The 26,201-nt window shown below is 70.3% G+C and carries 28 protein-coding genes; 10 read left to right on the forward strand and 18 right to left on the reverse strand.

Going from position 1 to position 26,201, the window contains the following annotated elements; translation table 11 throughout:
- Positions 1-56: 56 nt before the first annotated feature.
- Together EFK50_RS05550 and EFK50_RS05555 are read right to left on the reverse strand one after the other, a co-directional pair.
- Positions 57-833, reverse strand: coding sequence for an SDR family NAD(P)-dependent oxidoreductase (locus tag EFK50_RS05550; protein ID WP_123226522.1), 777 nt, complete (start codon positions 831-833; stop codon positions 57-59).
- Positions 834-866: 33 nt separating this feature from the next.
- Complete coding sequence (locus tag EFK50_RS05555; protein ID WP_221177275.1) at positions 867-1,517, reverse strand: winged helix-turn-helix transcriptional regulator; 651 nt, start codon at positions 1,515-1,517, stop codon at positions 867-869.
- 76 nt (positions 1,518-1,593) lie between these two features.
- Here EFK50_RS05555 and EFK50_RS05560 point away from each other — a divergent pair, with 76 nt between their 5' ends.
- The gene (locus EFK50_RS05560) at positions 1,594-3,057 is read left to right on the forward strand and encodes a DHA2 family efflux MFS transporter permease subunit (protein WP_123226523.1); all 1,464 of its coding nucleotides are present in this window, start codon (positions 1,594-1,596) and stop codon (positions 3,055-3,057) included.
- Complete coding sequence (locus EFK50_RS05565; RefSeq protein ID WP_123226524.1) at positions 3,054-3,521, forward strand: PaaI family thioesterase; 468 nt, start codon at positions 3,054-3,056, stop codon at positions 3,519-3,521. Before EFK50_RS05560 ends, EFK50_RS05565 begins: the two co-directional genes overlap by 4 nt.
- 8 nt (positions 3,522-3,529) lie before the next feature.
- On the opposite strand, the gene dapF is transcribed toward EFK50_RS05565, so the two are convergent.
- Both dapF and pdxR read right to left on the reverse strand, forming a co-directional pair.
- Positions 3,530-4,354, reverse strand: a complete 825-nt coding sequence (gene dapF / locus EFK50_RS05570) for a diaminopimelate epimerase (RefSeq protein ID WP_123226637.1) — start codon at positions 4,352-4,354, stop codon at positions 3,530-3,532.
- Between the two features lie 46 nt (positions 4,355-4,400).
- Positions 4,401-5,780 (reverse strand): MocR-like pyridoxine biosynthesis transcription factor PdxR, encoded by a 1,380-nt coding sequence (gene pdxR, locus EFK50_RS05575; protein ID WP_123226525.1) that lies wholly within the window; start codon positions 5,778-5,780, stop codon positions 4,401-4,403.
- A gap of 68 nt (positions 5,781-5,848) precedes the next feature.
- On the opposite strand from pdxR, the gene EFK50_RS05580 reads away from it, so the two are divergent.
- Entirely contained in the window at positions 5,849-6,529 is a 681-nt protein-coding gene (locus EFK50_RS05580) for a pyridoxamine 5'-phosphate oxidase family protein (RefSeq protein ID WP_246004041.1), read from the forward strand.
- Here EFK50_RS05580 and EFK50_RS05585 read toward each other — a convergent pair.
- Positions 6,519-7,043, reverse strand: a complete 525-nt coding sequence (locus EFK50_RS05585; protein WP_123226527.1) for a dihydrofolate reductase family protein — start codon at positions 7,041-7,043, stop codon at positions 6,519-6,521. The two genes, EFK50_RS05580 and EFK50_RS05585, sit on opposite strands and share 11 nt — an antisense overlap.
- A 12-nt stretch (positions 7,044-7,055) precedes the next feature.
- Positions 7,056-7,967: a tRNA (adenosine(37)-N6)-dimethylallyltransferase MiaA gene (gene miaA, locus EFK50_RS05590; protein ID WP_123226528.1), complete on the reverse strand. Its 912-nt coding sequence runs from the start codon at positions 7,965-7,967 to the stop codon at positions 7,056-7,058.
- A 93-nt stretch (positions 7,968-8,060) separates the two neighbouring features.
- Here miaA and EFK50_RS05595 point away from each other — a divergent pair, with 93 nt between their 5' ends.
- The gene (locus EFK50_RS05595; RefSeq protein WP_123226529.1) at positions 8,061-9,593 is read left to right on the forward strand and encodes a carboxypeptidase regulatory-like domain-containing protein; all 1,533 of its coding nucleotides are present in this window, start codon (positions 8,061-8,063) and stop codon (positions 9,591-9,593) included.
- 96 nt (positions 9,594-9,689) lie between these two features.
- Positions 9,690-9,893 carry an antitoxin gene (locus EFK50_RS05600; RefSeq protein ID WP_123226530.1) on the forward strand — a complete coding sequence of 68 codons (204 nt, stop codon included), beginning with the start codon at positions 9,690-9,692 and terminating at the stop codon, positions 9,891-9,893.
- Positions 9,894-9,942: 49 nt separating this feature from the next.
- On the opposite strand, the gene EFK50_RS05605 is transcribed toward EFK50_RS05600, so the two are convergent.
- Positions 9,943-10,197, reverse strand: coding sequence for a DUF4242 domain-containing protein (locus EFK50_RS05605; RefSeq protein WP_123226531.1), 255 nt, complete (start codon positions 10,195-10,197; stop codon positions 9,943-9,945).
- Positions 10,198-10,241: 44 nt separating this feature from the next.
- Here EFK50_RS05605 and EFK50_RS05610 point away from each other — a divergent pair, with 44 nt between their 5' ends.
- Positions 10,242-11,258, forward strand: coding sequence for an AraC family transcriptional regulator (locus EFK50_RS05610; RefSeq protein WP_246004042.1), 1,017 nt, complete (start codon positions 10,242-10,244; stop codon positions 11,256-11,258).
- A gap of 4 nt (positions 11,259-11,262) precedes the next feature.
- Here the strand turns inward: EFK50_RS05610 and miaB are convergent, their stop codons facing one another.
- The gene (gene miaB / locus EFK50_RS05615; protein ID WP_123226532.1) at positions 11,263-12,744 is read right to left on the reverse strand and encodes a tRNA (N6-isopentenyl adenosine(37)-C2)-methylthiotransferase MiaB; all 1,482 of its coding nucleotides are present in this window, start codon (positions 12,742-12,744) and stop codon (positions 11,263-11,265) included.
- Positions 12,745-12,898: 154 nt separating this feature from the next.
- Between miaB and EFK50_RS05620 the strand changes: the two genes are divergently transcribed.
- Both EFK50_RS05620 and EFK50_RS05625 read left to right on the forward strand, forming a co-directional pair.
- A complete protein-coding gene (locus EFK50_RS05620; protein ID WP_123226533.1) occupies positions 12,899-13,471 on the forward strand; it encodes a hypothetical protein in 573 nt (190 codons plus the stop codon).
- Positions 13,472-13,557: 86 nt separating this feature from the next.
- Positions 13,558-14,841 carry an HNH endonuclease signature motif containing protein gene (locus tag EFK50_RS05625; protein ID WP_123226534.1) on the forward strand — a complete coding sequence of 428 codons (1,284 nt, stop codon included), beginning with the start codon at positions 13,558-13,560 and terminating at the stop codon, positions 14,839-14,841.
- 55 nt (positions 14,842-14,896) lie between these two features.
- Here the strand turns inward: EFK50_RS05625 and EFK50_RS05630 are convergent, their stop codons facing one another.
- The 3 genes from EFK50_RS05630 to EFK50_RS05640 form a co-directional block, all read right to left on the reverse strand.
- Entirely contained in the window at positions 14,897-17,896 is a 3,000-nt protein-coding gene (locus EFK50_RS05630) for an MMPL family transporter (RefSeq protein WP_123226535.1), read from the reverse strand.
- 83 nt (positions 17,897-17,979) lie between these two features.
- Complete coding sequence (locus EFK50_RS05635; RefSeq protein WP_123226536.1) at positions 17,980-18,462, reverse strand: hotdog fold domain-containing protein; 483 nt, start codon at positions 18,460-18,462, stop codon at positions 17,980-17,982.
- Between the two features lie 23 nt (positions 18,463-18,485).
- On the reverse strand, positions 18,486-19,241 hold the full coding sequence (locus EFK50_RS05640) for a GNAT family N-acetyltransferase (protein ID WP_123226537.1): 756 nt from the start codon (positions 19,239-19,241) through the stop codon (positions 18,486-18,488).
- Between EFK50_RS05640 and EFK50_RS05645 the strand changes: the two genes are divergently transcribed.
- Positions 19,222-19,713, forward strand: coding sequence for a nuclear transport factor 2 family protein (locus EFK50_RS05645; RefSeq protein WP_221177276.1), 492 nt, complete (start codon positions 19,222-19,224; stop codon positions 19,711-19,713). The genes EFK50_RS05640 and EFK50_RS05645 overlap by 20 nt on opposite strands.
- On the opposite strand, the gene EFK50_RS05650 is transcribed toward EFK50_RS05645, so the two are convergent.
- From EFK50_RS05650 to EFK50_RS05670, 5 genes are all read right to left on the reverse strand, one after another.
- Positions 19,710-20,414 (reverse strand): regulatory protein RecX, encoded by a 705-nt coding sequence (locus tag EFK50_RS05650; RefSeq protein WP_123226539.1) that lies wholly within the window; start codon positions 20,412-20,414, stop codon positions 19,710-19,712. The genes EFK50_RS05645 and EFK50_RS05650 overlap by 4 nt on opposite strands.
- A gap of 113 nt (positions 20,415-20,527) precedes the next feature.
- The gene (gene recA / locus EFK50_RS05655; RefSeq protein WP_123226540.1) at positions 20,528-21,592 is read right to left on the reverse strand and encodes a recombinase RecA; all 1,065 of its coding nucleotides are present in this window, start codon (positions 21,590-21,592) and stop codon (positions 20,528-20,530) included.
- A 286-nt stretch (positions 21,593-21,878) separates the two neighbouring features.
- Positions 21,879-23,129 carry an MFS transporter gene (locus tag EFK50_RS05660; RefSeq protein WP_123226541.1) on the reverse strand — a complete coding sequence of 417 codons (1,251 nt, stop codon included), beginning with the start codon at positions 23,127-23,129 and terminating at the stop codon, positions 21,879-21,881.
- Positions 23,129-23,323, reverse strand: a complete 195-nt coding sequence (locus EFK50_RS05665; RefSeq protein WP_123226542.1) for a DUF3046 domain-containing protein — start codon at positions 23,321-23,323, stop codon at positions 23,129-23,131. The genes EFK50_RS05660 and EFK50_RS05665 overlap by 1 nt, the downstream gene beginning before the upstream one ends.
- The gene (locus EFK50_RS05670; protein ID WP_221177277.1) at positions 23,320-23,874 is read right to left on the reverse strand and encodes a DinB family protein; all 555 of its coding nucleotides are present in this window, start codon (positions 23,872-23,874) and stop codon (positions 23,320-23,322) included. The genes EFK50_RS05665 and EFK50_RS05670 overlap by 4 nt, the downstream gene beginning before the upstream one ends.
- Positions 23,875-23,924: 50 nt before the next feature.
- On the opposite strand from EFK50_RS05670, the gene EFK50_RS05675 reads away from it, so the two are divergent.
- Complete coding sequence (locus EFK50_RS05675) at positions 23,925-24,410, forward strand: GNAT family N-acetyltransferase (protein ID WP_123226544.1); 486 nt, start codon at positions 23,925-23,927, stop codon at positions 24,408-24,410.
- 19 nt (positions 24,411-24,429) lie between these two features.
- Here the strand turns inward: EFK50_RS05675 and EFK50_RS05680 are convergent, their stop codons facing one another.
- The gene (locus tag EFK50_RS05680; RefSeq protein WP_123226545.1) at positions 24,430-24,984 is read right to left on the reverse strand and encodes a TIGR00645 family protein; all 555 of its coding nucleotides are present in this window, start codon (positions 24,982-24,984) and stop codon (positions 24,430-24,432) included.
- Between the two features lie 155 nt (positions 24,985-25,139).
- Entirely contained in the window at positions 25,140-26,159 is a 1,020-nt protein-coding gene (locus EFK50_RS05685; protein WP_148046066.1) for a hypothetical protein, read from the reverse strand.
- Positions 26,160-26,201 lie beyond the last annotated feature (42 nt).

The raw sequence follows: 26,201 nt of genomic DNA on the forward strand, positions 1-26,201 counted from the left end.
AGCAGTCGTGCGCCTGATCACGTCATCGACGACGGGCTCAGGCGCACGACGGGAGATCACTTGGGAGGCATCCGGATGCCGCCGTCGACGCGGATCGTCTCGGCGTTCATGTAGGAGTTGGTGATGCACTCGACGACCATGCTGGCCAGCTCGTCCGGGACGCCGAGACGCTTCGGGAAGAGCACGTTCTGGCCGAGGTTGGCCTTGAAGGCCTCCGACTCGGGGCCGACGCCGTAGATCGGGGTGTCGATCAGACCGGGGGCGACCGTGTTGAGCCGGATGCCGGCAGCGGAGAGGTCGCGGGCGACCGGCAGGGTCATCCCGACGACGCCGCCCTTGGAGGCCGAGTACGACGCCTGGCCGATCTGGCCGTCGAACGCCGCGACGCTTGCCAGGTTGACGATCGCGCCGCGCTCGCCGGACTCGTTCGGCTCGTTCAGGCTCATCGCGGTGGCGGCGAGCCGGACGCAGTCGAAGGTGCCGATCAGGTTGATCGAGATGACCTTCTTGAAGGCGTCCAGGTTGTGCGCCGAGTCCGGGTTGCCGTCGCGCCCGATGGTGCGCTGGGCCCAGCCGATGCCGGCCGAGTTGACCACGGCGCGCAGCGGGGCGAGCTCGACGGCGGTGTTCACGGCCGTCTGGATCTGGTCGGTGTTGGTGACGTCGACGGTGACGAAGACGCCGCCGATCTCCTTCGCGAGGGCCTCGCCGGCCTCCGCGTTCAGGTCGGCGATGACGACGACGGCTCCCTTGGCGGCGAGCTGACGAGCGGCGGCGGCCCCGATTCCGGAGGCCCCGCCGGTGACGATTGCACTGGCTCCATTGATGTCCATGCCCGGCATCCTAGGACCCGGCCCGGCGCGGGGTCAGGAAGGGACCGACACCTGGGCGGTCGAGGGCGGGAAGCAGTCCCGGAACACGGCCCGGGCGGCTCGGGAGCCCTCCACGTCGAGGGTCGCGTCGAGCTCGCCGCCGCGGTTGATCGCGAAGAGCCCGGCGGCCGTCCCGGAGAACGTCAGGTCGGGAGCGGCCGTGGTGTCGGCGCGGACCAGCTTGCCGGCGCGGACCTCGACCCAGTGCTCCTCGCCGTCGAGCAGGAAGCGGACCCGCAGGTCCTTGCCGGCGGCGCCGACCGGGTCGAAGAGCGCGGCGGCGCCGCCGAAGACCGCCATCCGCGGCGGGATGGTGCCCTCCGCCGGCTCCCGGAGGTACGGCATCCCGAACTGGGCCAGGGCGCGGAGCACCGGACGGATCCGGGTGCCGTCGCGAGTCAGCCGGTAGACGGTGCGGGCGGCCGGGGCGGGCAACTCGTGCTGCTCCACCAGACCCGCCGCCTCGAGATCGCGCAGCCGGTCGGTGAGCAGGTTGGAGGCGATCCCCGGGAGGGCGCCGCGCAGGTCGGTGAAGCGCTGCTCACCGAAGGAGAGCTCGCGGAGGACGAGCAGGGTCCAGCGGTCGCCGACGCGGTCGAGCGCGGTGGCGATGGTGCAGGGCTGGTCGTAGCTCTTGGACGGCACGCGCCCAGGATAGGACGGTTTACTTTCTTTATCAATTGGTTGATTTTTTAAAGCGACATCGACTAGGGTCACGTCCATGACCTCCACCGTCCCCTCGGCCACCCCGGCGTCCGCCGCGGATCCCGCCGTACCCGACCGGACCGTGAGCCCCTGGGCCGTGCTCGGGGTCGCGAGCATCGCCGCGTTCATGGTCTTCCTCGACACCCAGGTCCTCTTCGTCGCCTTCGAGGACATCCGCGCCAGCTTCCCCGACGTCTCCTTCGCGACGATGTCGTGGACGCTCTCCGCGTACACGATCGCGCTGGCGGCGGCACTGGTCCCGGCCGGGCGGCTCGCCGACCGGTTCGGCCGCCGACGTACCTTCCTGATCGGACTGGTCGCCTTCACGATCGCGTCGGCGCTCTGCGCGGTCGCCGCCTCCCCCGGCCTGCTCGTCGGCTTCCGGGTCCTCCAGGCGCTCGGTGCCGCGGCGCTGGTCCCGGCCTCGCTGGCGATCGTGCTCTCGGTCTTCCCGCGCGAGAAGGTCCCGGCCGCGGTGGCGATCTGGGGCGCTATCGCCGCGCTCGCCGCGGCCGTCGGCCCGACGGCGGGCGCCCTGCTCGTCGACGCCTGGGGATGGCAGGCGGTCTTCCTGATCAACCTCCCGATCGGCGCGGTCGCCCTCGTGCTGGCCCGGCGCACGATGCCGGAGTCCCGCGAGGCGCAGACGACCCGGTTCCCCGACCCGATCGGCATCCTGCTGCTCGCCGGTGCGCTGAGCCTGCTCGCGCTCGGCATCGTGCAGAGCGACCAGTGGCACTGGCTCTCGGCACGCACGATCGGCGCCCTGGTCGCCGGCCTGGTCGTGCTGACCGTCTTCGTGGTCCGCACCCTCGGCCACCCGCACCCGGCGCTCGACCTCAGCCTGTTCGGGGCCGCGTCGTTCCGCTGGGCCAACATCGCGACGGCCGCCTTCACCATCGGCTTCACCGCGATGTTCTTCGCCCAGGTCCTCTTCCTCACCAACGTCTGGGGCTACAGCATCGTGAGGACCGGCCTGGTGATGATGCCCGGCCCGGTCGTCGTGATCGTGCTCGCGCCGCTCTTCGGCCGGCTCGCCGGCAGGATCGGCCAGCGCGCCATCCTCGTCCCCGGCGGACTGATCTACGCGGCCAGCGGACTGTGGCTGATCGCGGCGATGACCACCGAGCCGCACTGGGTCGAGCACCTGCTGCCCGGCGCCCTGCTCGGCGGCCTCGGCGTCGCGATGGTGATCCCGCACTTGACCAGCGCCGCGGTCCAGGGGCTGCCCGCCGATGCCTTCGGTGCCGGGTCGGCGGTCAACCAGGCGATCCGCCAGTTCGGCGCGACCTTCGGGGTAGCCCTGACCGTGGCGCTTCTCGGCACGGTGACGCCGCTCAACGCCCTCGACCACTTCCAGCGGGTCTGGTGGATGCTCGCGCTCTGCGGCGTCCTCACCTCGCTGGCTGCCCTGGCCCTGCCCCGACCGGCCCGGGCCACCGCACCGTCCACGACCGCAGAGATCGGAGACCCGGCATGACCCTCGACAGCGCGCCCCTCACCCTCGACGACATCGTCGCGATGACCGGACTGGAGCTGATGCGCGCCGTCGGCCGCGGGGACGTACCGCCACCGGGGATCGCGGTCACCCTCGGGATGATGCCGGTCGAGATCGACGACGGCGTCTGCACCTTCGAGCTCTCCCCCGACGAGCGGATGACCAACCCGCTCGGGACCATCCACGGCGGCATCGCGGCGACGATCCTGGACTCCTGCATGGGCTGCGCGGTGCACACCACCCTGCCGGCCGGCGTCGGCTACACGACCGCCCAGCTCAACGTGCACTACCTGCGCGCGATGATGCCCGGGATGGGGCCGGTGCGCGCGACCGGAACGGTGCTGCACCGCGGACGCACCCAGTCGACCGCGGAGGGCCGGCTCTACGCGGCGGACGGCAAGCTGATCGCGCACGCGACCACGACCTGCCTGATCCTGGGGGCCTGACCCGCGGCTCAGAGGTCGGTGACGCCCTCCGCGACCAGGACCGCCGGGCCGGTCATCAGGATCCGGTCGTCCGGGGTCCAGACGATCTCCAGCGTCCCGCCCGGGACGTCCACGGTGTACGACGTCCCGCGCTCGGCCCCGTCGGCGAGTGCCGCGGCGACCATCACCGCACAGGCGCCGGTGCCGCAGGACCGGGTCTCCCCCGAGCCGCGCTCGTGCACCCGGAGCGCGACGTGCTGCTCCCCGCGCCGTACGACGAACTCGATGTTCGCCCCGTCGGGGAAGGCGACCCGGTCGTACTCGGGTTCGGTCCGCAAGTCGCCCGCGTCGGCGAGGTCGTCCACGAAGGCGACCGCGTGCGGGTTGCCCATGCTGATCCGGGTCGCCGCCCAGGAGCGGTCGCCGACGGTCACCTTGGTCTCGCCGGCCACCTCGGGGGCGCCCATGTCCACGGTGATCCGATCACCGTCGAAGGTCAGCGTCCGGATCCCGGCCCGGGTCGCCACCAGGAGCGGCTCGCGCGGATCGACGTCGGCGTGGGTCGCCAGGTACAGCCCGAGCACCCGGATGCCGTTGCCGCACATCTCCGAGAGCGAGCCGTCGCTGTTGCGGTAGTCCATGAACCAGCGCGCCTGGCCGCGCGCAGCGACCGCCGCGGGGTCCTCGGTGGCGTCGGTGCGCACCACCCGGATCACGCCGTCGGCGCCGATCCCGGCCCGGCGGTCGCAGAGCCGGGCCACCTGCTCGGCGGTGAGCTCGTGACGGCCGTTGGCATCGGGGATCAGCACGAAATCGTTCTCGGTGCCGTGTCCCTTGACGAAGGAGTAATCCACCACCCCAGTCTAGGGCTGCGCGACCGCAGGCTCCCGGGCCGGCGGCCTAGTCCCCCGACTCGCGGCCGCTCAGCAGCTCCACCAAGGTCGGCAGCGCCGCGGTGAGCTCGGTGCGGGAGCACGCGGTGTACCCCAGCACGAGGCCGTACCAGCGAGGACGACCGGCGTGGTGGCGAGCCAGGCCGTCGAGTCGGATGCCGAGGCTCTCGGCCCGGCGTACGGCCTCGTCCTCGGCCCGGCCGGAGCGCAACGGCACCACCACGTGGGCACCGGCGTCGTCGCCCCGGACAGCGATCCCGGCCGACCCCAGCACGTCGACGATCAGCGCACGCCGCTCCGACAGCTCCCGTCGCAGCCGCCGCAGGTGCCGGCCCAGGTCCCCGTGCCGGGCCAGCTCGACCAGCAGCCGCTGCCCGGCGACCGACGGCCCCGTCGCGGTCCGGACCCGGAGGGCGCGGACCGCCTCGGTCACCGCCGGCGATCCGACCATCCAGCCGGTGCCGAGGGTCGGGGTGAGGATCTTGCTGGTGGTCCCCAGGTGCACCACCACGTCCGGCGCCAGTGCGGCGAGCAGCGGCAGCGGCGCGACGTCGTACCGGAGCTCGCCGTCGTAGTCGTCCTCGATCACCAGCCAGCCCTCGCGCCGGGCGCGCTCGACCAGCTCGACCCGTCGGCCGGCCGGCAACCGCCCGCCCAACGGGTACTGGTGCGCGGGCGAGCAGAACACCGCGCGGACCGAGGCGGGGATCTCGGCCACCCGGAGACCGTCGACGTCCACCGGCGCCCGGACGACGTTCATCCCCGCAGCCTTGAGCACCTGGACCGCGCGCTGGTAGCCGGGTTCCTCGACCGCGACCGTGGCGCCCCGGTCGAGGACCGCGGCGGCGAGCTCCAGGACTGCCGAGGTGGTGCCGCCGGTGGCGAGCACCCCGTCGGCCTCGACGAGCAGCCCGCGGTGCCGCACCAGGTGCTCGGCCACGACCTCCCGGTACGCCGGCAGACCGGCGCGTTCCGGACGCGGCAGCGGGTCGGCGTCGGCCGCGGCCCGCCAGGCCCGACGCCACGCCGCCCGGTCGATCCCCGCGGCCCAGGGTGCCCCGGAGGTCAGATCGATCAGCGGCCGGGCGGCAGCGTCCGCCCGCGAGCGTCGCGGCTTCCCGGGCCGAGTTCCCGGCGGAGCCGTGGTGACGAACGTGCCGGAGCCGCGCCGGCCCGCGATCCAGCCCTCGGCGTGCAGCTGCTCGTACGCCGCCGCGGTCACCGTCCTGCTCACCCCGAGCTGCACCGCGAGCGCCCTGGTGGACGGCAGCTGGTCGCCGCTGCGCAGCTGGCCGTTCGCCGCCGCGGCACGCAGGGCGTCGGCGAGCTGGACGGCGAGGGGGACGTCTCGATCGCGGTCCAGCTCGACCGGTGGCACGGTGAACACAAGTGGCCTCTCAATCTTCTATGCTTTTGGCCCTTCTAGGATGCCACTGGCTGCCCGATGCTGGAAGCGTGAACCGAGCCACCCTCTCCCCCACCCCGCGCAGCACGATCCGACGCGGCAAGAAACGAGCCGTCAACGAGCGCGAGGCGCTGGACGCCGTCCTGGATGCCGGCCTGATCTGCCACCTGTCGGTCGTCGTGGACGGCGCGCCGCTGGTGCTGCCGACCGGCTACGGCCGCGACGGCAACACCTTGTACCTGCACGGGTCCTCCGGTGCGCGCAGCCTCAGCGCCGCCGGCACCAGCGAGATCTGCGTCGCCGTCACCCACCTGGACGGGGTCGTCTACGCGCGCTCGGTCTTCCACCACTCGGTCAACTACCGGTGCGCCGTCGTGCACGGCCAGGCCCGTGTGCTCACCGACGACGCGGACAAGCTGCACGGGTTGCGGGTGCTCACCGAGCACCTCGCGCCGGGGTCGTGGGCGCACACCCGGGAGCCGAACCGCAAGGAGCTGGCCCAGACGACCGTACTCGCGCTCGACCTCACCGAGGCGTCGGTGAAGATCCGCACCGGCCCGCCCGTCGACGACGAGGACGACGTCGATGCCGGGGCCGCCTGGGCCGGGGTCCTGCCGATCACCCAGACCTGGGGAATGCCGGTCCCGAGCCCGGACCTCGCCGACGGCTGGGACGTCCCCGGCCACGTGACCGAGCGGCACCTCGGCCGATCGGACGAGCTCAGCGCTTGACCCGGAGCCTCCGGCAGGCGAACTCCCCGTTCTGGTCCAGGGCGATCTGCTCGAGCTCGATCCGCCGCGGCAGCATCGGCGCTCCGGATCCGAGGGTCAGCGGCGCGTACTGGATCCAGACCTCGTCGAGCAGACCGTGGTCGTGGAACTGGCCGGCCAGCTCACCGCCGCCGACGATCCAGACGTTCTTGCCGCCGGCAGCCTCGACCATCGCGACGTGCACCTCGGGAACGGGGTCGGTCGTGAAGCGGACGTCGCCCGGTGGCGGGTCGAACGTGCGGTGCGTGAACACCCAGGTCGGCATCTCGTAGAACCACTCGTCGGGATGGTGGGTGCGCAGCCACTGGTAGGTGGTCGCTCCCATCGCGAGGGCGCCGACCTCCGCGATGAAGGCGTCGTACCCCTGCGGGCCGGCGCTGTCGACGTCACGGGTGATCAGCCAGGCGAGTCCGTCCTCGGGCTCGGCCGCGATGAACCCGTCAAGGCTGGAGGCGGTGAAGTACTGAGTCAGCATGCGACGAGGTTGTCATCGAGCACCGACACTCTCGACGGCCTTGTCGATCCGGTCCGGGTCGTCGTACGCGACCCAGGAGATCCGGCCGTCCTTGCGGAACCAGCCGTCCTGGCGCCGGGCGAACCGTCGGGTGCCGGCGGCGATCTGCTCCCGCGCCCGGCTCTCGGAGATCTCACCGTCGAGGAAGGCGAGCACCTGCGGGTACCCGATGGCGCGCGAGGCGGTCACCCCCTCGCGCAGTCCGCGGGCGGCCAGGGACCGGACCTCCTCGACCAGGCCGTCGGCCCACATCGCGTCGACGCGTTCGGTAATCCGGGCGTCCAGGGTCGGTCGGTCGATGTCGACCCCGATCTGGACCGTGCTCGGGTCGGCGTACGTCGGCGCCGGGAGGGTGCCGGACCAGGGCTTCCCGGTGACCGCGATCGCCTCGAGGGCTCGGACCAGTCGCCGACCGTTCAGCGGGTTCATCACCGCCGCAGCCTCCGGGGCGAGCTCGCCGAGCAGGCGGTGGAGCGCCTCGGGTCCCTCGGCCTCGAGGCGGGCCTCGTAGCCCGCCCGGATCTCGGGATCGGTCGGCGGGAACTCGAAGACGTCCACGACCGACCGGGTGTACAGCGCCGATCCCCCCACCAGCACCGGCACGACGCCGCGCGCCCTGCAGTCCGCGATGACGGCCTTGGCCAGCTCCTGGAACCAGGAGACGGTGGTCGGCTGGGTGATCTCCACCAGATCGAGCAGGTGGTGCGGGATGCCCCGTCGCTCGGCGACCGGCAGCTTCGCCGTACCGATGTCCATGCCTCGGTAGACCTGGAACGCGTCGGTGTTCACGATCTCCCCGCCGAGGCGTTCGGCGAGATCCAGCGCGAGGCTGCTCTTCCCGGCCGCGGTCGCGCCGACCACGGCGACGATCGGGACGGGAGGCATGGGAGCAGTGTGCCAAGAACCGGTGGTGCTGGCCGAACCCGGTGGGCGCTGTTAGTTTCTGCGATACCTCCCAGTTCTGGAATCGAGTTCGCCATGTCGAATCAGGTCCTCAGTCCACGTCGCCCTCTGACGACGCTCCTCGCTGCCCTCGCTCTGGCACTCGCCGGCCTGCTCGTGCCCGTGGCCGCCCAGGCGGCGGTGACGCAGGGCATCGCCGGAACGATCACCCGGAGCGAACCTGCTTCGATGTCCGCCGTGGTGACCGCCTTCCTCGTCGGCCAGAAGAACGAGACGGCCTCCGTCTCGACGGGGTCGAACGGCGCCTACGAGCTCGCGCTGGCACCGGGCAGCTACTGGATCAAGATCGCTGAGCCGGGACAAGCGCCGGAGTGGAACGGCAACTCTCCGACCCGCGGCGGCTCCACCCCGGTGGTGGTCACCGCCGGCCAGGTCACCACGGTCAACGCCGAGGTGGCCCCGGGTGGATCGATCAGCGGAACCGTCAGCGTGCCGACCGCCGGCGGCTACGTGTGGGCGTACGTCGCGGACGCCAGCTATCCCGGCGGCTACGCCGACTACCGGTCCAACGTCTCGAACGGGACCTACACGCTGTCGAACCTGCCCGCCGGCGACTACAAGCTCAACTTCCAGGTCTACGACGAGAACAACATCGGCTTCGAGAGCTGGTGGAACGGCAAGACCACGCTCGCGGCCGCCGACCCGATCACGGTCACCCCACCGACCGCCGTGACCGGGATCAACCCGACCCTGACCCTGATGGGCTCCATCAGCGGCACCGTCACGGCGTCGGGCTCCGGAGACAACGTGCCCGACGTCCTGGTCCAGCTCTGGATGAACGACGGCACCGGGTGGGGGTCCATCGACGGCTCCGCGTTCACCGAGGCGAACGGCACCTACTCCATGTTCCTGCCGTCCGGGACCTACCGGGTCGAGTTCCGCCCCACGAATGCCAGCGTCCTGAAGAAGGAGTTCTGGAACAACGCCGATACCGTGCAGGCCGGCCAGAGCGTCGTCATCACCGCCGGCTCACCGCCGACCGACCTCGACGCCCAGCTGGACCCGCTGCCGCCCCTCCAGAACCTGACGAAGCCCTCGATCACGGGGACCCGCAAGGTCGGCTCGACGCTGACCGGGGTGCCGGGCACCTGGAACGCCGACCCGGAGTTCTACGCGATCCAGTGGCTGCGCAACGGCGTGGTGGTGCCGCACCCGAACGACTTCAACTACCAGGTCACTGCCGCTGATGCGGGCAAGCGGATCACGATGACGATCACCGCCCAGCGGACCGGCCTGGAGCCGGTGACGGTCTCGACCCTCCCGGCGACCATCGCGCTGCAGGTCCTCACGCTCACCACCAAGCCCGCCGTCCTCGGCAAGCCCAAGGTCGGCAAGCGGCTGCGCGCCGTGGCGCCGAGGAGCACGCCGGCGGCGACCGTGAGGTACCAGTGGTTGCGCAACGGCGTCGCGATCAAGGGCGCCACCCGGGCGACGTACAAGCTGGTCCGGAAGGACAAGCGGAAGAAGGTCGGTGTCCGGATCACGCTGTCCAAGCCCGGGTACGCGACCGTCGTCCGCAAGGTCGTCCGGGCGACCAAGGTCCGGTAGCTCCGAGGTTTGAGCTGTGTACTTCCGGCCGATGATGTGGTGGGCTCGATCCGCGGGCTCACCGCATCTAACGGCAAGACAGAAAGAAGGACCGGTATGGGATTTCTGGATGACGCCAAGGAGAAGCTGACCAAGGCCGTCGACAGCCAGGGCGAGAAGATCGCCAGCGGCCTCGACAAGGCCGGCGACCTGATCAACGAGAAGACCGGCGGGAAGTTCGGCGACAAGGTCGACACCGGGGTCGACAAGGCCAAGGACGCCCTCGACGGGCTCGACGGCCAGGACGACGACATCAAGTGACACCTCCGATGCCGCCGGACCGCCTCGCGCGGTCCGGCGGCATCGTCGTTCAGGAGCCGGCGACCACCGGGAAGATGTGGTCGGCTTCGAGCCCGTGCGCCTCGCGGTGCACCCGGGCAGCCGTCTCGGCGTCCGGCGCATCGACCAGGCAGAAGATCTTTCCGTTGGTCTCGTCGACCCAGTAGCTCTTGTAGTCGACGCCGTACTGGCCCTGGACCTTGAGGTCCTCGGCGTGGGCACCGGCCACGTCGGCAGCGGTCGCGCCTTCGGGCATCGTCTCGTGCACATCCATGAAAAGTGGCATCGGAGTCTCCTTGTTCGGGTGGGCTTGCTGTCACACTCAGAGTTGTGCCCCGGTCGCCGACAGGCCATGACCAGATCCCCGCCGTACCTGACCAGGAACCCAGAGACGCGGCGCTCGCCGACGCCCTGAAGCGGCTGCACATCCAGGGCGCGATCTTCCTGCACGCGCGGTACACCGAAGGCTGGGCGTACAGCTCCGTGCCGACCGAGGACCTCGCCGCCCTGCTCGCTCCGCAGGCCCGCCGGATCGTCCCGTTCCACCTGGTCGCCGAGGGCCGGTGCTGGATCGAGGTCGGCGGCGACCGGCACTGGGCGGACGCCGGCGACGTCATCGTGCTCCCGTACGGCGACCCGCACCTGATGGGCGGCACCGAGGACTCCGAGATCGTCGACGCGATGACCCTGGTCGACCCTCCCCCGTGGACGTCGATGCCGTTCATCGAGTACGGCCACGGCGGCGACCCGACCCACGTGGTCTGCGGCTACCTGACCTCCGAGGACCGGCTGTTCGACGCCGACCTGCGGGTCTTCCCGCCGGTACTGGTCGTGCACCCGACCGGGTCGGCCGCCGAGTGGGTCCGGGCCAGCATCGACTACGCGCTGACGCAGACCTCCCTGGTCGACTCCGAGCACGCCGAGTCCCCCGCGCACCTGGTGCAGCTGCTCTTCGTGGAAGTGCTCCGGCTCTACCTGGCGGAGGCGCCGGCTCCGGAGCTCGGCTTCATCCGCGCTATCCAGAACCCGGTGCTCGCGCCGGCGATGGCGTTGATCCACCGGTCACCGGAGCGGAAGTGGACCGTCGCGGAGCTGGCGTCGGCCGCCGCGGTCTCCGAGTCGCTCCTCGACGAACGCTTCCGCGGCGTGCTGGGGCTGGCGCCGATCCGGTACCTGACAGCGTGGCGGATGCACCTCGCCCAGGACCTGCTGACCTCGACCGAGCTCGGGGTCGCGGCCATCGCGCGGCGGGTCGGCTACGAGTCGGAGGAGGCGTTCAGCCGGGCGTTCAAGCGCAAGCACGAGACCTCGCCGAGCGCCTGGCGGGTTCGCGGCCGCGCCGGCTGACGGGTCAGCCGCAGGCCGGAGCGTCGGCCAGAGGTGCCGGTACGCCGACCGTCGGCAGACCCAGCGAGACGCCCGCTGCCTTGGTCGTCGTACGGGCCTCCCAGGCGTCGCCGGCGCGGGTACGGCGTACCGACAGCACCGGGGAGTCCGCGACCAGGTGGTGCGGGGCCGCATGGGTAACGGTGACCGTGACGACGTCCCCGGGCCGGACCTCCACGCGCGTGCCGGCGGCGTCGACCGGGGTGAAGTGCACCAGCCGGTTGTCCGGAGCACGCCCGGAGAGACGCAGTGTGTCCGCGTCCTTGCGGCCCTCGCCCTCGGACACCATCAGCTCGACGGAGCGGCCCTCGAACGTCTGGTTCTCGGCGAGCGCGACCTCCTTGACCAGCGCGGCCAGGCGCAGGTAGCGGTCGGTGACCACGGCCGGGTCCACCTGGTCGGGCAGGTCCGCGGCGGGGGTGCCCGGGCGCTTGGAGTACTGGAAGGTGAAGGCGTTGGCGAACCGCGCCTTCCGGACGACGTCCAGGGTCGCCTGGAAGTCCTCCTCAGTCTCACCGGGGAAGCCGACGATGATGTCGGTGGTGATCGCCGCGTACGGCATCGCCTCGCGGACCCGGTCGATAATCCCGAGGAAGCGCTCCTGCCGGTAGGACCGGCGCATGTCGCGCAGGACCTTGTCGGACCCGGACTGCAGCGGCATGTGCAGCTGCGGCATCACGTTCGGGGTCTCCGCCATCGCGGCGATCACGTCGTCGGTGAACGAGGACGGGTGCGGCGAGGTGAACCGGACCCGCTCCAGACCGGCGATCTCCCCGCAGGCGCGGAGCAGCTTGCCGAACGCCAGCTTGTCGCCGAACTCGACGCCGTACGTGTTCACGTTCTGGCCCAGCAGGGTCACCTCGGTGACGCCCTCGGCGACCAGCGCCTCGATCTCGGCCAGGATGTCGCCGGGACGGCGGTCCTTCTCGGCCCCGCGCAGGGCCGGGACGATGCAGAACGTGCAGGTGTTGTTGCAGCCGACCGAGATCGAGACCCAGGCGGCGTACGCCGACTCGCGCTTGGTCGGCAGCGTGGACGGGAAGACGTCCAGGGACTCCAGGATCTCGACCTGGGCCTCCTCCAGCGAGCGCGCGCGTTCGAGGAGGACCGGCAGCGACCCGATGTTGTGGGTGCCGAAGACGACGTCGACCCACGGCGCCTTGTCGGTGATCGTGGTGCGGTCCTTCTGGGCCAGGCAGCCGCCGACGGCGATCTGCATGCCGGGGTGCTTCTCCTTGACCGAGGCCAGGTGCCCGAGGTTGCCGTAGAGCTTGTTGTCCGCGTTCTCCCGGACCGCGCAGGTGTTGAAGACGACGACGTCGGCCTGGAGGTCGTCGGGCGCGGCGACGTAGCCGGCGTCCTCGAGGAGACCGGTCAGGCGTTCGGAGTCGTGGACGTTCATCTGGCACCCGTAGGTGCGGACTTCGTAGGTGCGGGGCTCAGACATAGCGGATCAAGGGTACGTGCGCGGAGATTCATCGGTGAATCCGGACGTTCCGCGCCCGGATGACCCTGGTCTAGCCCTTCGACTAACGAGTCCCGACGGTCCCGGAACCGCCGGCATAGGTTGCTCCATCATCACCGAGCGATGGAGTGATCGGATGGCCACGATCAAGGATCTAGGAGAACTGTTCGCCGAGGGTCTCTTCAAGGCGATCGCGGTGTGGGCGGGAGTGATGGCCCTGATCGTCCTCCTCGCCACGCGAGCGAAACCGGAGGCGCTCTCGCTGTCCGTTCTCATCGTCTTCACCTTCGCCGCCGTCGGCGCGCTGGTGGGCTTCATCATGGGGATCCCGAAACCCAGCGAAGGCGACGAGGCCACCCTGACCGCGGACCTGTCCGCCACCCGGTCCGCCATCGTCCGACTCTCGTACAACACGGGTCTGGCGAAGATCTCGACAGCGGTGACCACACTGATCGTCGGGTTCTCGGTCGCCCAGTTCGGCACTGTGATCGATCGCGCACGGGACCTGGGCAGCACGTACCAGGACGTCTTCGGCAGCGAGCTCTTCGCAGCACCAGCTGCCCGGTCGGCGTACGGGATGGGACTCAGCATCAGTGCGCTGATTCTCGGGTTCATCTTCATGTTCATGTGGACGACGACGCGGCTGCTGGATGTCCTACGCAAGACGATCGAGGAGCGGGGCGGCGCCGGGGATACCGCGGACAAGTGATCCACAGGTGACCCGAACTGGCGGGTTATCCACATTCTCGGGACAGGTCTTGAGGACTCGAACATCTGTTCGATAGCGTTTTCGTCATGACCACTCTCCTCGCCCGCGACGTCGAAGTCCTCGACGCGCCGACCGGCCTGGACGCACTGCACGCGGTCATCGACCAGCTCCAGGACCCTCCGGCCCGCCCGGGACGTACAGCGGCCGAGTACGACGCCGAGGTCGCCAGCTACGCCCGAGCGATCCGCCGCCTCGAGTACCTCCAGCTCGGCGTCATCGCCGACGCCGACACCGCCCGGATCGCCGAACAAACCGGGATGGCCGACACCTCCTCCTGGCTGGCCCAGCACACCCGCACCGACCCAGCCCAAGCCTCCCGCGACACCCACCTCGCGACCGCCCTCGCCCCGCACCACTCCGAACCACCACGCCCGTGCGCCACCGCACTCGCCGACGGCTCCCTCTCCACAGCCCACGCCCAAGTCATCATCAAGACCACCGAACAACTCCCCACCGGACTCAACCCCACCGCGGTCGCCACCGTCGAACAAGAACTCGTCGAGAAAGCCACCCGCCTCTCCCCCGACCAACTCCGCCGAGTCGCCCGCCGAGCCCTCGCCGCGATCGAGCCCGACCAACAGACCGTCGACCGACACGAAGACACCCTCCTACGCACCGAAGAGACCACCGCCCTCGCCCGAACCCGCCTCACGCTGCACGACAACCACGACGGCACCACCAGCGGACACTTCACCGTCCCCACCCCCGCCGCAGCAATCCTGACCAAGATCATCCAGTCCATGACCGCACCCCGACGCGCCCACCTCGGCGCGCCCGCCGCCCAGGCAGGCGACCCGAGCGCACGCCGCAACTGGGCCCACCAATCCGGCCTCGCGCTCGTCGAACTCCTCGAACACCTCCCCACCAACCACCTCCACAGCAAGGTCGCCGCCACCGTCGTCGTCACCATCGACCACACCCGGCTCACAGCCGCCATCGGAGCGGCCGGACTCGACACCGGCGACTCCCTCTCCGCCGGCAACCTACGACGCCTCGCCTGCAACTCCGGGATCCTCCCCGCCATCCTCGACGGACCCAGCCTCCCCCTCGACCTCGGCCGCACCAACCGCCTCTACACCGAAACCCAACGCGTCGCCCTCGCCACCCGCCACCAGACCTGCGCCGCCCACGGCTGCGAACGCCCCTACGCCTGGTGCGAACTCCACCACGAAGTTCCCTGGAGCCACGGCGGCACCACCAACCTCGACCAAGCCATCCCGCTCTGCGGCTTCCACCACCGACGCATCCACGACCCCGACTACCACCACCGACATCAAACCGACGGCATCCACTTCACTCAACGGGAATGACGGAATCGTGCACATGAGGTTCTGTCGGCAAGGCGCGCGACCAGGGTCGCCGCGCCTAGGAGAGCGGCGTGCTCACGCGGGACGGCCACCACAGGCGCGGGCCGACCAGGGCGGCGAACGCCGGCACCACCAGGGTCCGTACGACGAAGGTGTCGATCAGCAGTCCGAGCCCGACCGTGAACCCGAGCTGCACGAGCGTCGTGACACTGCCGCTCATCATCGCGAACAGGCTGGAGGCGAAGATGACGCCGGCCGCGGTGATCACGCCACCGGTCAGGCCCACCGCCCGGGCGATGCCCTCCCGGGAACCGTCGGGCGCCTCCTCGTGCATCCGCTTGATCAGCAGCAGGTTGTAGTCGGCGCCGACCGCCACCAGCAGCACGAACGCGATGCAGGCCACCGTCCACTCGAGCGGGTCGCCGAGCAGGAGCTGCCAGACCAGCACCGCGAGCCCCATCGTGGCGGCGTACGAGAGCACCACCGAGGCCAGCAGGAAGCTCGCGGCCACGATGCTGCGGATCAGCAGCAGGAGGACCAGGAACACCGCGATCAGCGCCACGATCGCCACCAGCCGGAAGTCCGAGCTGGACAGCTCGGTGATGTCCGCGTTGGTCGCCGCCATCCCGGTGATCGCGACCTTGCTGCCGGCCAGCTCGGTTCCGCGCAAGCCGTCGTTCGCCGCAGCCGCGATCTGCCTACTGCGGGACGCGGCCTCGTGACCGAAAGCATTGGTAGTGCCGAGCACGATCAGCCGGGCGACCTTGCCGTCGGCGGAGAGGTAGGCACCGCTGGCCAGCGCGAACCGCTGGTCCTTCAGCGCGCTCGGCGGCAGGTAGAAGCCGCCGTCGGCGGTCTTCGTCGCCTGGGCCGTCGAGGTCAGGTACGCCGCAGCCGTGGCCAGGCCGGCTTGCAACTCGTCCATCGAACCGGTCAGCTTCTTGGTGCCACCTGCCACCTGCGAACCCGCGTCGGCCACCTTCGAGGTGCCGGCCGCGAGGTCGTCGAGCCCGGCGGCCAGGGACTGCTGGCCGTCGCGGAGCTTCGCCGATCCGGCTTCCGCGGTGGCGAGGCCGCCACGGATCCTTTTCAGGCCGGACTCCAGGTCGGTGGTGCCGTCGGCGAGCTGGCGTGCTCCCGCGGCCGCCTCGCGGAGGCCGGGGATCAGCTGGTCGCGCTCGCCGACGTACACCTGGCGGATGCCCTCGCGGGCCCCCTTGCAGTACGGGTCCAGCCCGCAGGTGAGGCTCTTGCGGAGTGCTTGGTAGGCGAGCCCCAGACCGTCGACCGCCACCTGGGTCTGCTCGACCGCGGTGTCGAGCCCGTCCGCCAGCGCGCTCGCGCCGGCGCGGAGCCGGGCACTCCCCGCGACGGCGTCGCGGCTGCCGTGCGCAAGGCGTTCGAGACCGGTGTGCAGCGACTTGACTCCAGCGAGCACGCGGCCGGCACCGTTCGCGGCTCGGCCGGCACCGGCCGCCAGCTCGCCGGCACCGTCGGCGAGCTGGCCCGCGCCGTCGACCAGGCGGGTCGTGTCCTGCTTGCCGTCGCGGAGCTTGCCGCTCGCCTCGGACAGCCTGGTGCCGACCACGCCGGCCTGGTAGCCGACCGAGGCCTCGGTGATGGTGGTGCCGGTCGGCCGGGTGACCGCGCGGACGGATCCGACGCCCGGGACCCGGGCCACCGAGGCAGCCGCCTGCTCGAGCGCGGCCAGGTCGCGGGAGTTGCGCAGGTCGTGGTCGGCGGTCACCAGCACGAAGTCCGGCAGCGCCTCGTTGACGGGGTAGTGCGCGTCCATCAGCGCGTAGCCGTCGTTGCTCTCGGTATCGTCCGGCTGGACCCGGCGCTCGTCGTAGCTCGGCTTGAACACCGGGAAGAACGCGGCCAGCAGCACCAGCGGGACCAGGCCCGCGGCCAGGGCCATCCCGGGGCGGGCGACGACGCGGTTGCCCCACTGCATCCAGCCTCGGTCGCTGCCGGGACGCGGACGGGGCTCCAGCCAGCCGCGAGCACCAAGGATCGCGACCAGGGGCGGGGTCAGGGTCAGCGAGATGCCCAGGGCGAGCGCGACGCTGACAGCGATCGCCGGGCCGGTCGTCCGGAACAGGCCGACGTGCGCGAGTGCCAGGCAGGCGTTCGCGAGGATCACGGTCAGGGCCGAGCCGATGATCACCGCGGATACCCGTGACGAGGCGACCCGGGCGGCCTCCCGCGGTTCGACGCCGCGGCGCCGCTGCTCGTGGAAGCGGCTGATCAGGAAGATTGCGTAGTCGGTCGTTGCGCCGAGGACGATCGCGGTGAGGAACGATCCGGTGAAGGTGGAGACGTCGAAGATGTCGTGCACGCCGAGGAACGAGACCACGCCACGGGCAGCCGCGAGCGCGATCCCGATCACCGACAGCACGAACGCGGTGATCACCACCGAGCGGTAGATCACCATCAGGATGATCGCGATCAGCACCAGGGTGACGGCGGTGATCTTGACGATGCTGTTCTCGACCTCGACCACCATGTCGGTGATCGTGGCCGAGGCTCCGGTGACCTTGACGTCGAGTCCCTCCGGGCGGCCGACCTTGGCGTCGTCGCGGACCGCCTCCACCTGGCCGACCGAGGTCGGCGCACCGGTGTAGCCGGCGAGACCGATCTGGAAGTACGACGCCTCGCCGTCGGCGCTGGTCAACGCCGAGCGCAGCGTCGGGTCGGTGATGTCCTGGACGTAGGTGACGTGCTCGGTGTCCTTGCGGAGCCGGTCGGCCAGGTTCGTCAGGTACGTGTCGTCGGCCTTGGTCAGGCCGCCGTCGCGGGCCGCCACCAGCACGATGAAGCTGCGGCTCTTGCCGTTGCCGAAGGTGGTGTCCATGTCCTTGACCGCCCGCAGCGAGGGGGCGGACTCCGGGACGAACGGGGTGCTGTCCTTGGCGACGACGGTCTCGAGCTGCGGCACCAGCACGTTGACGGCGAGGACGACGAGGAGCCAGCCGCCGATCATCAGCGGGGCGCGCCTGATGGCGAACCGTGCCAACCGGGCCAGGGTCGCGGACTCGGCGCCTTCGGGATTCATGCGAGAAGTGTCCCGATCGTGGCGGGGCGGGCGCGTCCTACCGGAGGACTAATGCGGTGTGCTCCGCGTCACTGCGCTCCGGGCTACGCTCCCGGCTTCTCGGTCACCCAGAGCTTGATAACTCCTTCGATGACGACGACGCCGTCGGTGCGGATGCCCTTCACGCGGACGTGCAGGTCCGGGTCGTCGCTGGTCCACTGCTCCGGGTCGGTCTCGGCGATGCAGGTGATGTCCGAGGTCGCCTTGGCCGTGTAGGAGATGTCCATCCCCTTCGGGATCCAGCGCTTGTTCTTCGGGATCGTCGACTCGGCCAGGGCACCCATCGCCGCCTCGAGTCCGTTGCAGAGCGCGATCGCGTGCACGGTGCCGATGTGGTTCTGCACCGAGCGGCGCTTCGGGATCACGACCTCGGCGTGGTTCGGTTCGACCACGGTGAACCGCGGGTGGATGGTCGCGAAGTACGGCGCCTTCTGCGCGAACGCGATCGAGAACAGCCGGTCACCGACGAGCGGTCCGACGATCGGCAGCGTGGTGGACTTCTTGTACAGGTCTGCGACGTTGGGCATGCCTCGAGGTTACTTCCGAGTAACTACTCGGTCGAGGGGTTCAGGCCCATGACCTGCGCCACATCCAGCGAGCAGCCGACGACCGTATCCGTCTCGCCGTTCCCCTTCGGCTCGTCGAACCAGACGCCCTCGCTCAGGCCCAGCTTCGCGAGAGCCCGGAGCGACGCGGCGTTGCGGTGGTCGGGGGCCGCGAAGAACTCGCGGGCGCCCGGATACGCCGGCCAGACGATGTCGCGGAGGAAGACCCACAGCAGCGACGTCCCGAGCCCCCGCCCCGCGAACGCTGGCTCGCCGATCGCGTAGTCGAAACCGATCGCGTCAGGGCGCGAGCACACCAGCGCGTACTCCGGATGGTCGCTGATCCGGTAGTCCTGACTGAACCCGATCGAGCGCCCGTTGACCTCCCAGATCCATAGCCGGGTCGGGTCCTCGCCCGTCAGGGCCTTGCCGTAGTACTCCGTCACTTGCTCGAGCGAGCGGTTCTCGTCCCACCAGCGCGCGACGTGCGGCTCGTTCACCCAGCGCACCAGATCGGGGAAGTCGCCCCGCGTCATCGGCCGTATCGAGAACCGGTGCTCCGGATCGGTCCGGAACCGGAGCAGCTCGCCCGACAGGTCGACCGCCAGCACCGGACCGGCCTCACCGAGCTCCGCCAGCCGGCGATCCGCGGCATCGGCCCAGGACGACGCGGCGGCAGCTTGATCGCGCAGGATCTCGAAGTGCATCCCCTCATTCTGCCGTGGATGGTTTGATGGGCCGGTGAGCCAAAACGAGAACATGTTGCAGTCCGCGTTCCAGCGCTACCTGGACACCGTCGAGGGCATCTGCGAGACCCGCGACTGGTCCGCGTTCGCGGACATGTTCACCGAGGACGCCACCTACTCCGAGCACGTGTACGGAGACTTCGACGGCCGCGAGGAGATCCGTCCCTGGATCGTCAAGACGATGACCAGCTTCCCGGGCAGCGAGATGATCGGGTTCCCGCCGGCCTGGTTCGTCTTCGACCCGCCGACGAACCGCGTCATCTGCGACGTCCGCAACATCATGCGCGACCCCGGCGACGGGTCGGTCCACGAGGCCTCGAACATCACGATCCTGACGTTCGACGACGACGGGAACCTGATCCGCGAGGAGGACATCTACAACCCGCAGAAGTTCGCCGACATGACGCGCGAGTGGTGTCGTGTCGCGGATCAGCACGGGACCTTGAGCGAGGTCGGCAAGAGGATGCTCGCCGCGCTCGGCGGCTAGAGCTCCGGATCCGCCAGGTCCGCGTCCAGCTCTTCGCGCACCACGCGGAACGACACTCCACTCGAGTAGCCCTTGCGGGCCAGCATGCCGACCAGGCGTCGGATCGCCACCTGCTTGTCGAGACCACGCATCGAGCGGAGCTTGCGCTGCACCAGCAGGCGCGCCGCTTCGATCTCGTCCTCCTCCTCGACGGTGTCGAGCGCCTCGCGGGCCAGCTCGTCGTCGATGCCCTTGCGGCGGAGCTCCTGAGCAAGGGCCCGGCGGGCGAGCCCTCTCCCCTCCTGGCGCTGCGCCACCCACTCGCGGGCGAAGGCGGCGTCGTCGATCAGGCCGACTTCCTCGAACCGGTCCAGCAGGCCGAGCGCGACGTCGTCCGGGACGTTGCGCTCGGCCAGCTTCTTGGCGAGGTCGGCCCGACTGCGGGCGCGACCGGTCAGCTGGTCGAGCAGGATCTTGCGCCCGACCGATACCGGATCGGCTTCCGGGCCCAGGTCGGCGTCACCTTCCGGAGGAGGTTCTGCCGATCGTCGGCCACGCCCCGGGTGGCGCCGAGCCCGCCCGGAGCCTCGTCGCGCAGAGGGCCCTGCGGCCTCCTCCGCCCCCGGCGCGGACCTCTCCGGGGTGCCCACTGCCAGGTTGATCGGCTCGTGGGCGACCCCGAAAAGATCAGCTACTGCCTGGGGGTCAGAGAGGGAAGCCATTGGAGTTCGTCAAACCGTGGTGGTGGCAAGGCGGAGGAGGGAAGCCGGCCTTAGAGCGGAGCGGCCGGCGACCGATCGACAACGCGGCCAACGCCGCGGTTTCACGGACTCCATCAGAAATCGATGCCATCGGGGTCGATCACCTTCGGCGGGATGTCGGCCGGGTTGTCGAGGGTCGGGCCGATGCCGAGCTTCTCGAGGATCCGCTTCTCCAGCTCGTTGGCGAGGTCCGGGTTGTCCTTCAGGAACGACCTGGAGTTCTCCTTGCCCTGGCCGAGCTGGTCGCCCTCGTAGGTGTACCAGGCGCCCGCCTTGCGAACGAGACCCTGCTCCACGCCGACGTCGATCAGGCCGCCCTCGCGGGAGATGCCCTTGCCGTACATGATGTCGAACTCAGCCTGCTTGAACGGCGGCGCGACCTTGTTCTTCACGACCTTGACCCGGGTCCGGTTGCCGACCATGTCGGTGCCGTCCTTGAGGGTCTCGATCCGGCGGACGTCGAGGCGTACCGAGGAGTAGAACTTCAGCGCCTTGCCACCCGTGGTGGTCTCCGGCGACCCGAACATCACGCCGATCTTCTCGCGGAGCTGGTTGATGAAGATCATCGTGGTGTTGGTGTTGTTGAGCGCACCGGTCATCTTCCGCAGCGCCTGGCTCATCAGCCGGGCCTGCAGGCCGACGTGGCTGTCACCCATCTCGCCCTCGATCTCGGCGCGGGGCACCAGCGCCGCCACCGAGTCGATCACGATCAGGTCGAGCGCGCCGGAGCGGATCAGCATGTCGGCGATCTCGAGCGCCTGCTCACCGCTGTCGGGCTGGGAGACCAGCAGCGCGTCGGTGTCGACCCCCAGCGCCTTGGCGTACTCCGGGTCGAGCGCGTGCTCGGCGTCGATGAAGGCCACGATGCCGCCGGCGGCCTGGGCGTTGGCGACCGCGTGCAGGGCCACCGTCGTCTTACCGGAGGACTCCGGGCCGTAGATCTCGACCACGCGACCGCGCGGCAGGCCGCCGAGGCCGAGGGCGATGTCGAGCGAGATCGCACCGGTCGGGATGACCTCCAGCGGCGCCCGGGTCTCGTCACCCAGTCGCATCACCGATCCCTTGCCGTACGACTTCTCGATGCTGGCCAGGGCCATGTCGAGGGCCTTGCCCTTGTCCTTCTCCGTGTTGCCCGCCATGTCTTCGTCCTGTCCTTGAGGTCATCCAGCTCTGTGTGTCCGCCAGACGTTAGGGACGGCCCCCGACACTCACTGCCACCGTTGCCGGTGGCTGTGGAGAACGGCTGCTCGATCCCGGCCTGTGGATCTCACCGTAGCCGAACAGGTGTTCGATTTGCGAGTCATCGGCTCCGCGTGTCGCGGGAGCGCGTGCCGCGCAGGGGAAACGGGGCGCCCGCATGAGGGGAGGGAGTAGGCGCCCCGTCCAGGGCAGGGCGTACCCGCTGCCCCGGACGGCGAAACCTGCCTACGCCACCGCGCCCGTACGACGGATCAGCAGCCCGGCGTACGCGGCGGCACCGAGCGCGGCGAACGCGAAGACGGAGGCGAATCCGGCCAGGGTCGAGAAGCCGTACTCCCCCACGATCACCCCGGACGCGGCACCGCCGATCGCGGCTGCCAGGTTCATCACCAGGTCCGCCGTGCCCTGGACCTCGGTCACCGAAGACAGCGGCGCGTGCCCGGCCACCATCGTCGAGGCCGAGACGGTCGCCATCGACCAGCCGACGCCGAGCAGGAAGAGGCCGCCGAAGATCTCGGTCGAGCTGCCCTCGGGCGCGCGTCCGCAGAGCAGCAGCGAGACCAGCAGCACCACGCCGCCGGCGGCCAGCACGGTCGCGGGACCGAGCCGGTCGACCGCGAAGCCCATCACCGGTGCGAACGCGAACATGCCCAGGACGTGCAGGCTGATCACCACGCCGATGATCTTCAGCGCCGCGCCGCCGTGCTCCATGTGCAGCGGCGTCATCACCATCACCGAGACCATCACCGCGTGCGCCGCGGCCAGGCCGATCATCGCCGCCAGGATCACCGGGCGCTCGGCGAGGACGGTCCGCAACGGCTGCTTCTCCTCGGCGGACTGGGTCCCGTCGGCGACCTGGCCGGCGTGGATCGAGCGGGCCAGCAGCAACGGGTCCGGGCGCATCCGGACGCCGATCACGACCGCGGCGATCAGCATCCCGGCGGTGCCGAGGGCGAACGGCCCGGTGAGCTCGGGGATGCCGGCCCAGTCGGCGAAGTCCGCGGACGGGCCGGTCAGGTTCGGGCCGGCGACGGCACCGAGGGTGGTCGCCCAGACCACGATCGAGAGCGCCCGGCCGCGACCGTCCGGCGGCGCCAGGTCGGTGGCGGCGTACCGGGAGGCGTAGGTCGCCGAGCTGGTCGCGCCGAGCAGGACCGCACCGAAGAGCAGCACCGGCATCGACTCCAGGACGCCGGCCAGCACCGCCAGCGCCGAGCCGGCGGCGCCGAGCAGGTAGCCGACGACCAGCCCGATCCGGCGGCCGCGCGCCGCCATCAGCCGGGCCAGCAGCCAGGAGGCACCCGCGGCGCCGAGCACCTGCGCGGTCTGCGCGGTGCCGGCCAGCTCCTCGGAACCGGAGATGTCCCGGGCCAGCAGCGACGCGGTCGCGATGCCGATCGTGATCCCGAGCGCGCCGAACGCCTGCGCGCCCACCAGCGTCGAGACCGTACGGCGCTGGGCCGCGACCGCGTCCATCACCGCTCCTTGGCCGGGAGCTCGAGCACGGCCCAGACGGCGCGCCAGACCTCCTTCGGCGGGACTCCCGCGGCCAGCGCCTCCTCCGCGGTCCGGCCGCCGAGCTCGCTGATCACGTACAGCGAGGCCCAGGAGCGGGCGTAGCTGGCACCGAGCGCGTGCTCCATCCGGTCCCAGAACTCGGTGTGCCTCACGTGGCGGACTCGGCGTCCGGTCCGGAGTCCGGGCTGCCGCCGATGTCGTAGAGGTGGTGGACGACGTCGTGCAGGTGGTAGATCCCGAGCGTCTCGACGGTGAAGAGGGAGCCGTTGCTGCGCCGGCCGGTGCGCTGCCAGGCGTCACTGGCGACGCCCGCGTAGACGGCGGCCACGTCGGCAGCGGCCTCGACCAGCTCGACGGCGACCACGCTCGGGTCCTGCTCGTCGTACCGGTCCTCGATCGCGGTGACGTCCTGGTCCCAGTTCGCGAACTGCGGGTCGTCCTGGTCGAGCATCAGCCCGACCCGCTCACCGAAGAGGCGGTGCACGTCGCGGACGTGGCAGGCGTACTCGAGGCGCGACCAGGTCTGCGGACCCGGTCGGACCGCGGCGTCCGCACCGTCCAGGACGCCGTACCAGCCGCGGGTGTTGCTCCTGATCAGGTCCGGCAGCGTCGTCGCGTCGATCGCGGACGGGTCGAAGCCGCACTCCGGGCACGGTCGCTCGAGGACCCAGGTCCAGTCCTTGGTGTCAGGTTCGATGGCCACGGGAGCAGTCTGCCGCACGCCGCTCCCGGCACCGATGGGATTATTCGTCCATGGGCAACGTGATCATCCGGGACGCGATCGCGGCCGACCTTCCGTACGTCGCCGAGATCTACACCTACGAGTCGCTCTACGCCTACTCGACGTTCGAGACCGAGGAGCGGCCGCTCTCCGACTGGGAGCACAAGCTCGACAGCGGCGACCCGTTCCTGGTGGCGGTCGACGGCGGCCAGGTGCTCGGCTTCGCGTACGCCTCCCCGTTCCGGGACCGGCCGGCGTACGGGCGCACCCGGGAGGTCTCGGTGTACCTGCACCGCGCGGCCCGCGGCGAGCGCCTCGGCTCCCGCCTGTACGACGACCTGCTCCCCCGGCTGGTCGACGCCGGCTTCCACACCGCGCTGGCCCTGATCGCGCTTCCCAACAAGGCCAGCGTCAAGCTGCACGAGCGAGCCGGGTTCGAGCTCGCCGGGACGATGCGCGAGGTCGGCGACAAGCAGGACCGGATGATCGACGTCGGCATCTACCAGCGGATGCTCTGACCTGCCGGCGCTCGCCGAGTCAGCCGTGCTGCGGCGCCGGCGAGTGCCCGCCGGAGCCCATCTTGTCGATCCAGGCCAGGCCGATCGCCGACAGGATGAAGGCCATGTGGATGATCGTCTGCCACATCAGGGTGTCGTTGTCGAGACGCTCGGCCTCGATGAACGACTTGAGCAGGTGGATCGAGGAGATGCCGATGATCGACATCGCCAGCTTCACCTTGAGAACGTTCGGGTTGACGTGCGAGAGCCACTCCGGCTCGTCCCGGTGGCCGCGCATGTTGATCCGGGAGACGAAGGTCTCGTAGCCGCCGATGATCACCATGATCAGCAGGTTGGCGATCATCACCACGTCGACCAGTCCGAGGACGATCAGCATGATGGTCTCTTCGGTCATGTGGCCGAAGTCCTGGATCAGGTGGACGAGCTCTTTCCAGAACAGCACCACGTAGACGCCCTGGGCAACGATCAGCCCCAGGTAGAGGGGTGCCTGCAGCCAGCGGCTGAAGAAGATCGTCGTACCGACGACGTTGGTCAGCGCCCGCGAGTAGGGATGCTCCTGCTGAGATGTGGTCACGGGCTGATCTTAGGTGAGGCTGTCCAACCGGACCTCACGACCGGCGCCCGTCTGACCAGGACAGGCGCCGGCCGTGAGGGTTCTGGTCCGGACGAGCCAACGCCCGGGCCTCTAAACTACACATATCCGATCAACTATGTCTTCTTAGGGTGCGCCTAGCGCAGGGTGATCGGAATCTCGGCGTCACCGAGGGTCGAGGTGTAGCTCTGACCGTTGGTGGAGACCTTGGTCCGGCTCCCGCCCATCCGGAAGACGCCGGCCCGGACGTCGGCCGGGATCTCGAAGCCGACCAGGGCCACCGACGCGTCCGGGTCGAGGTCGCGGCCGGGATAGCTGCGCCCCTTCTTGTCCACGAAGGTCACCTCGTCGACCGGGACGTACTTCTGGGTCTGGCCGGCGTACGAGTAGTAGGCGTTGACGATCAGGAACACCCGCCGCGGGCTCGACGGCGCCAGGCCGTCCAGGAAGAACCGGCGCTGCTGGAACTCCACGGTCACGTCCCGGGTGAAGGTGTCGCTGACCTGCCCGCTCGCGTTCTGGAGCGGGACGCTGGTGCGCTCGATCACCCGGAAGGTCCGGTTCAGCGGGACCCGTTCGGTCTGGTCCTTCTGCGCGAGCAGCGCGATGTTGCCCTCGCCTGCCGAGTCGTCGAGCAGGGAGAGGGACTGGTCGAAGCCGTCCGCGTCCATGTCCAGGCGCACGTCCTGGGTGCCCGGCGGGAGCACCACCACGAAGGTGTCCGTGCCCGCCGGCAGGTCCTCGTAGCTGCCGTCCACGTCCACCCGAGGCGCGACCGACCGCCAGCCCTCGCAGGGCTCGACCTCGCAGACCCAGTCCCCCAACCGGAACGCGAGCAGCCGGCTTCCCTCCGGTGCTCGCCGGGTCCCCGACGAGGTCTTCACGGCGTCGACCTCGGAGAGCGCGAGTACGGCGACGCCGGCCTTCTCGGAGCCCATCCCGCGCGGCTCCTCGAGCTTCTTCGGCTGCGCGCCCGGGGCACTGAGCACACCCTGCAGCCCCAGCGGCCGGAGCTGTGCCACGACGGCCTCGCGGTCCGCCTCGTTCCCACCGCCGACCAGGATCCCGGCGACGGCGTAGGCGAAGAGCTCCATCACCAGGAACCCGGCGCAGAGAACCCCGATCGTGCGGCGCCGGCCCCCTTCGAACAGGGTCACCCGGACCCTCTCGATCCAGGCCCGTACGTCGTTCAACGTCGG

This window comes from Nocardioides marmoriginsengisoli (assembly GCF_003725695.1).
Taxonomy (GTDB): Bacteria; Actinomycetota; Actinomycetes; order Propionibacteriales; family Nocardioidaceae; genus Marmoricola; species Marmoricola marmoriginsengisoli.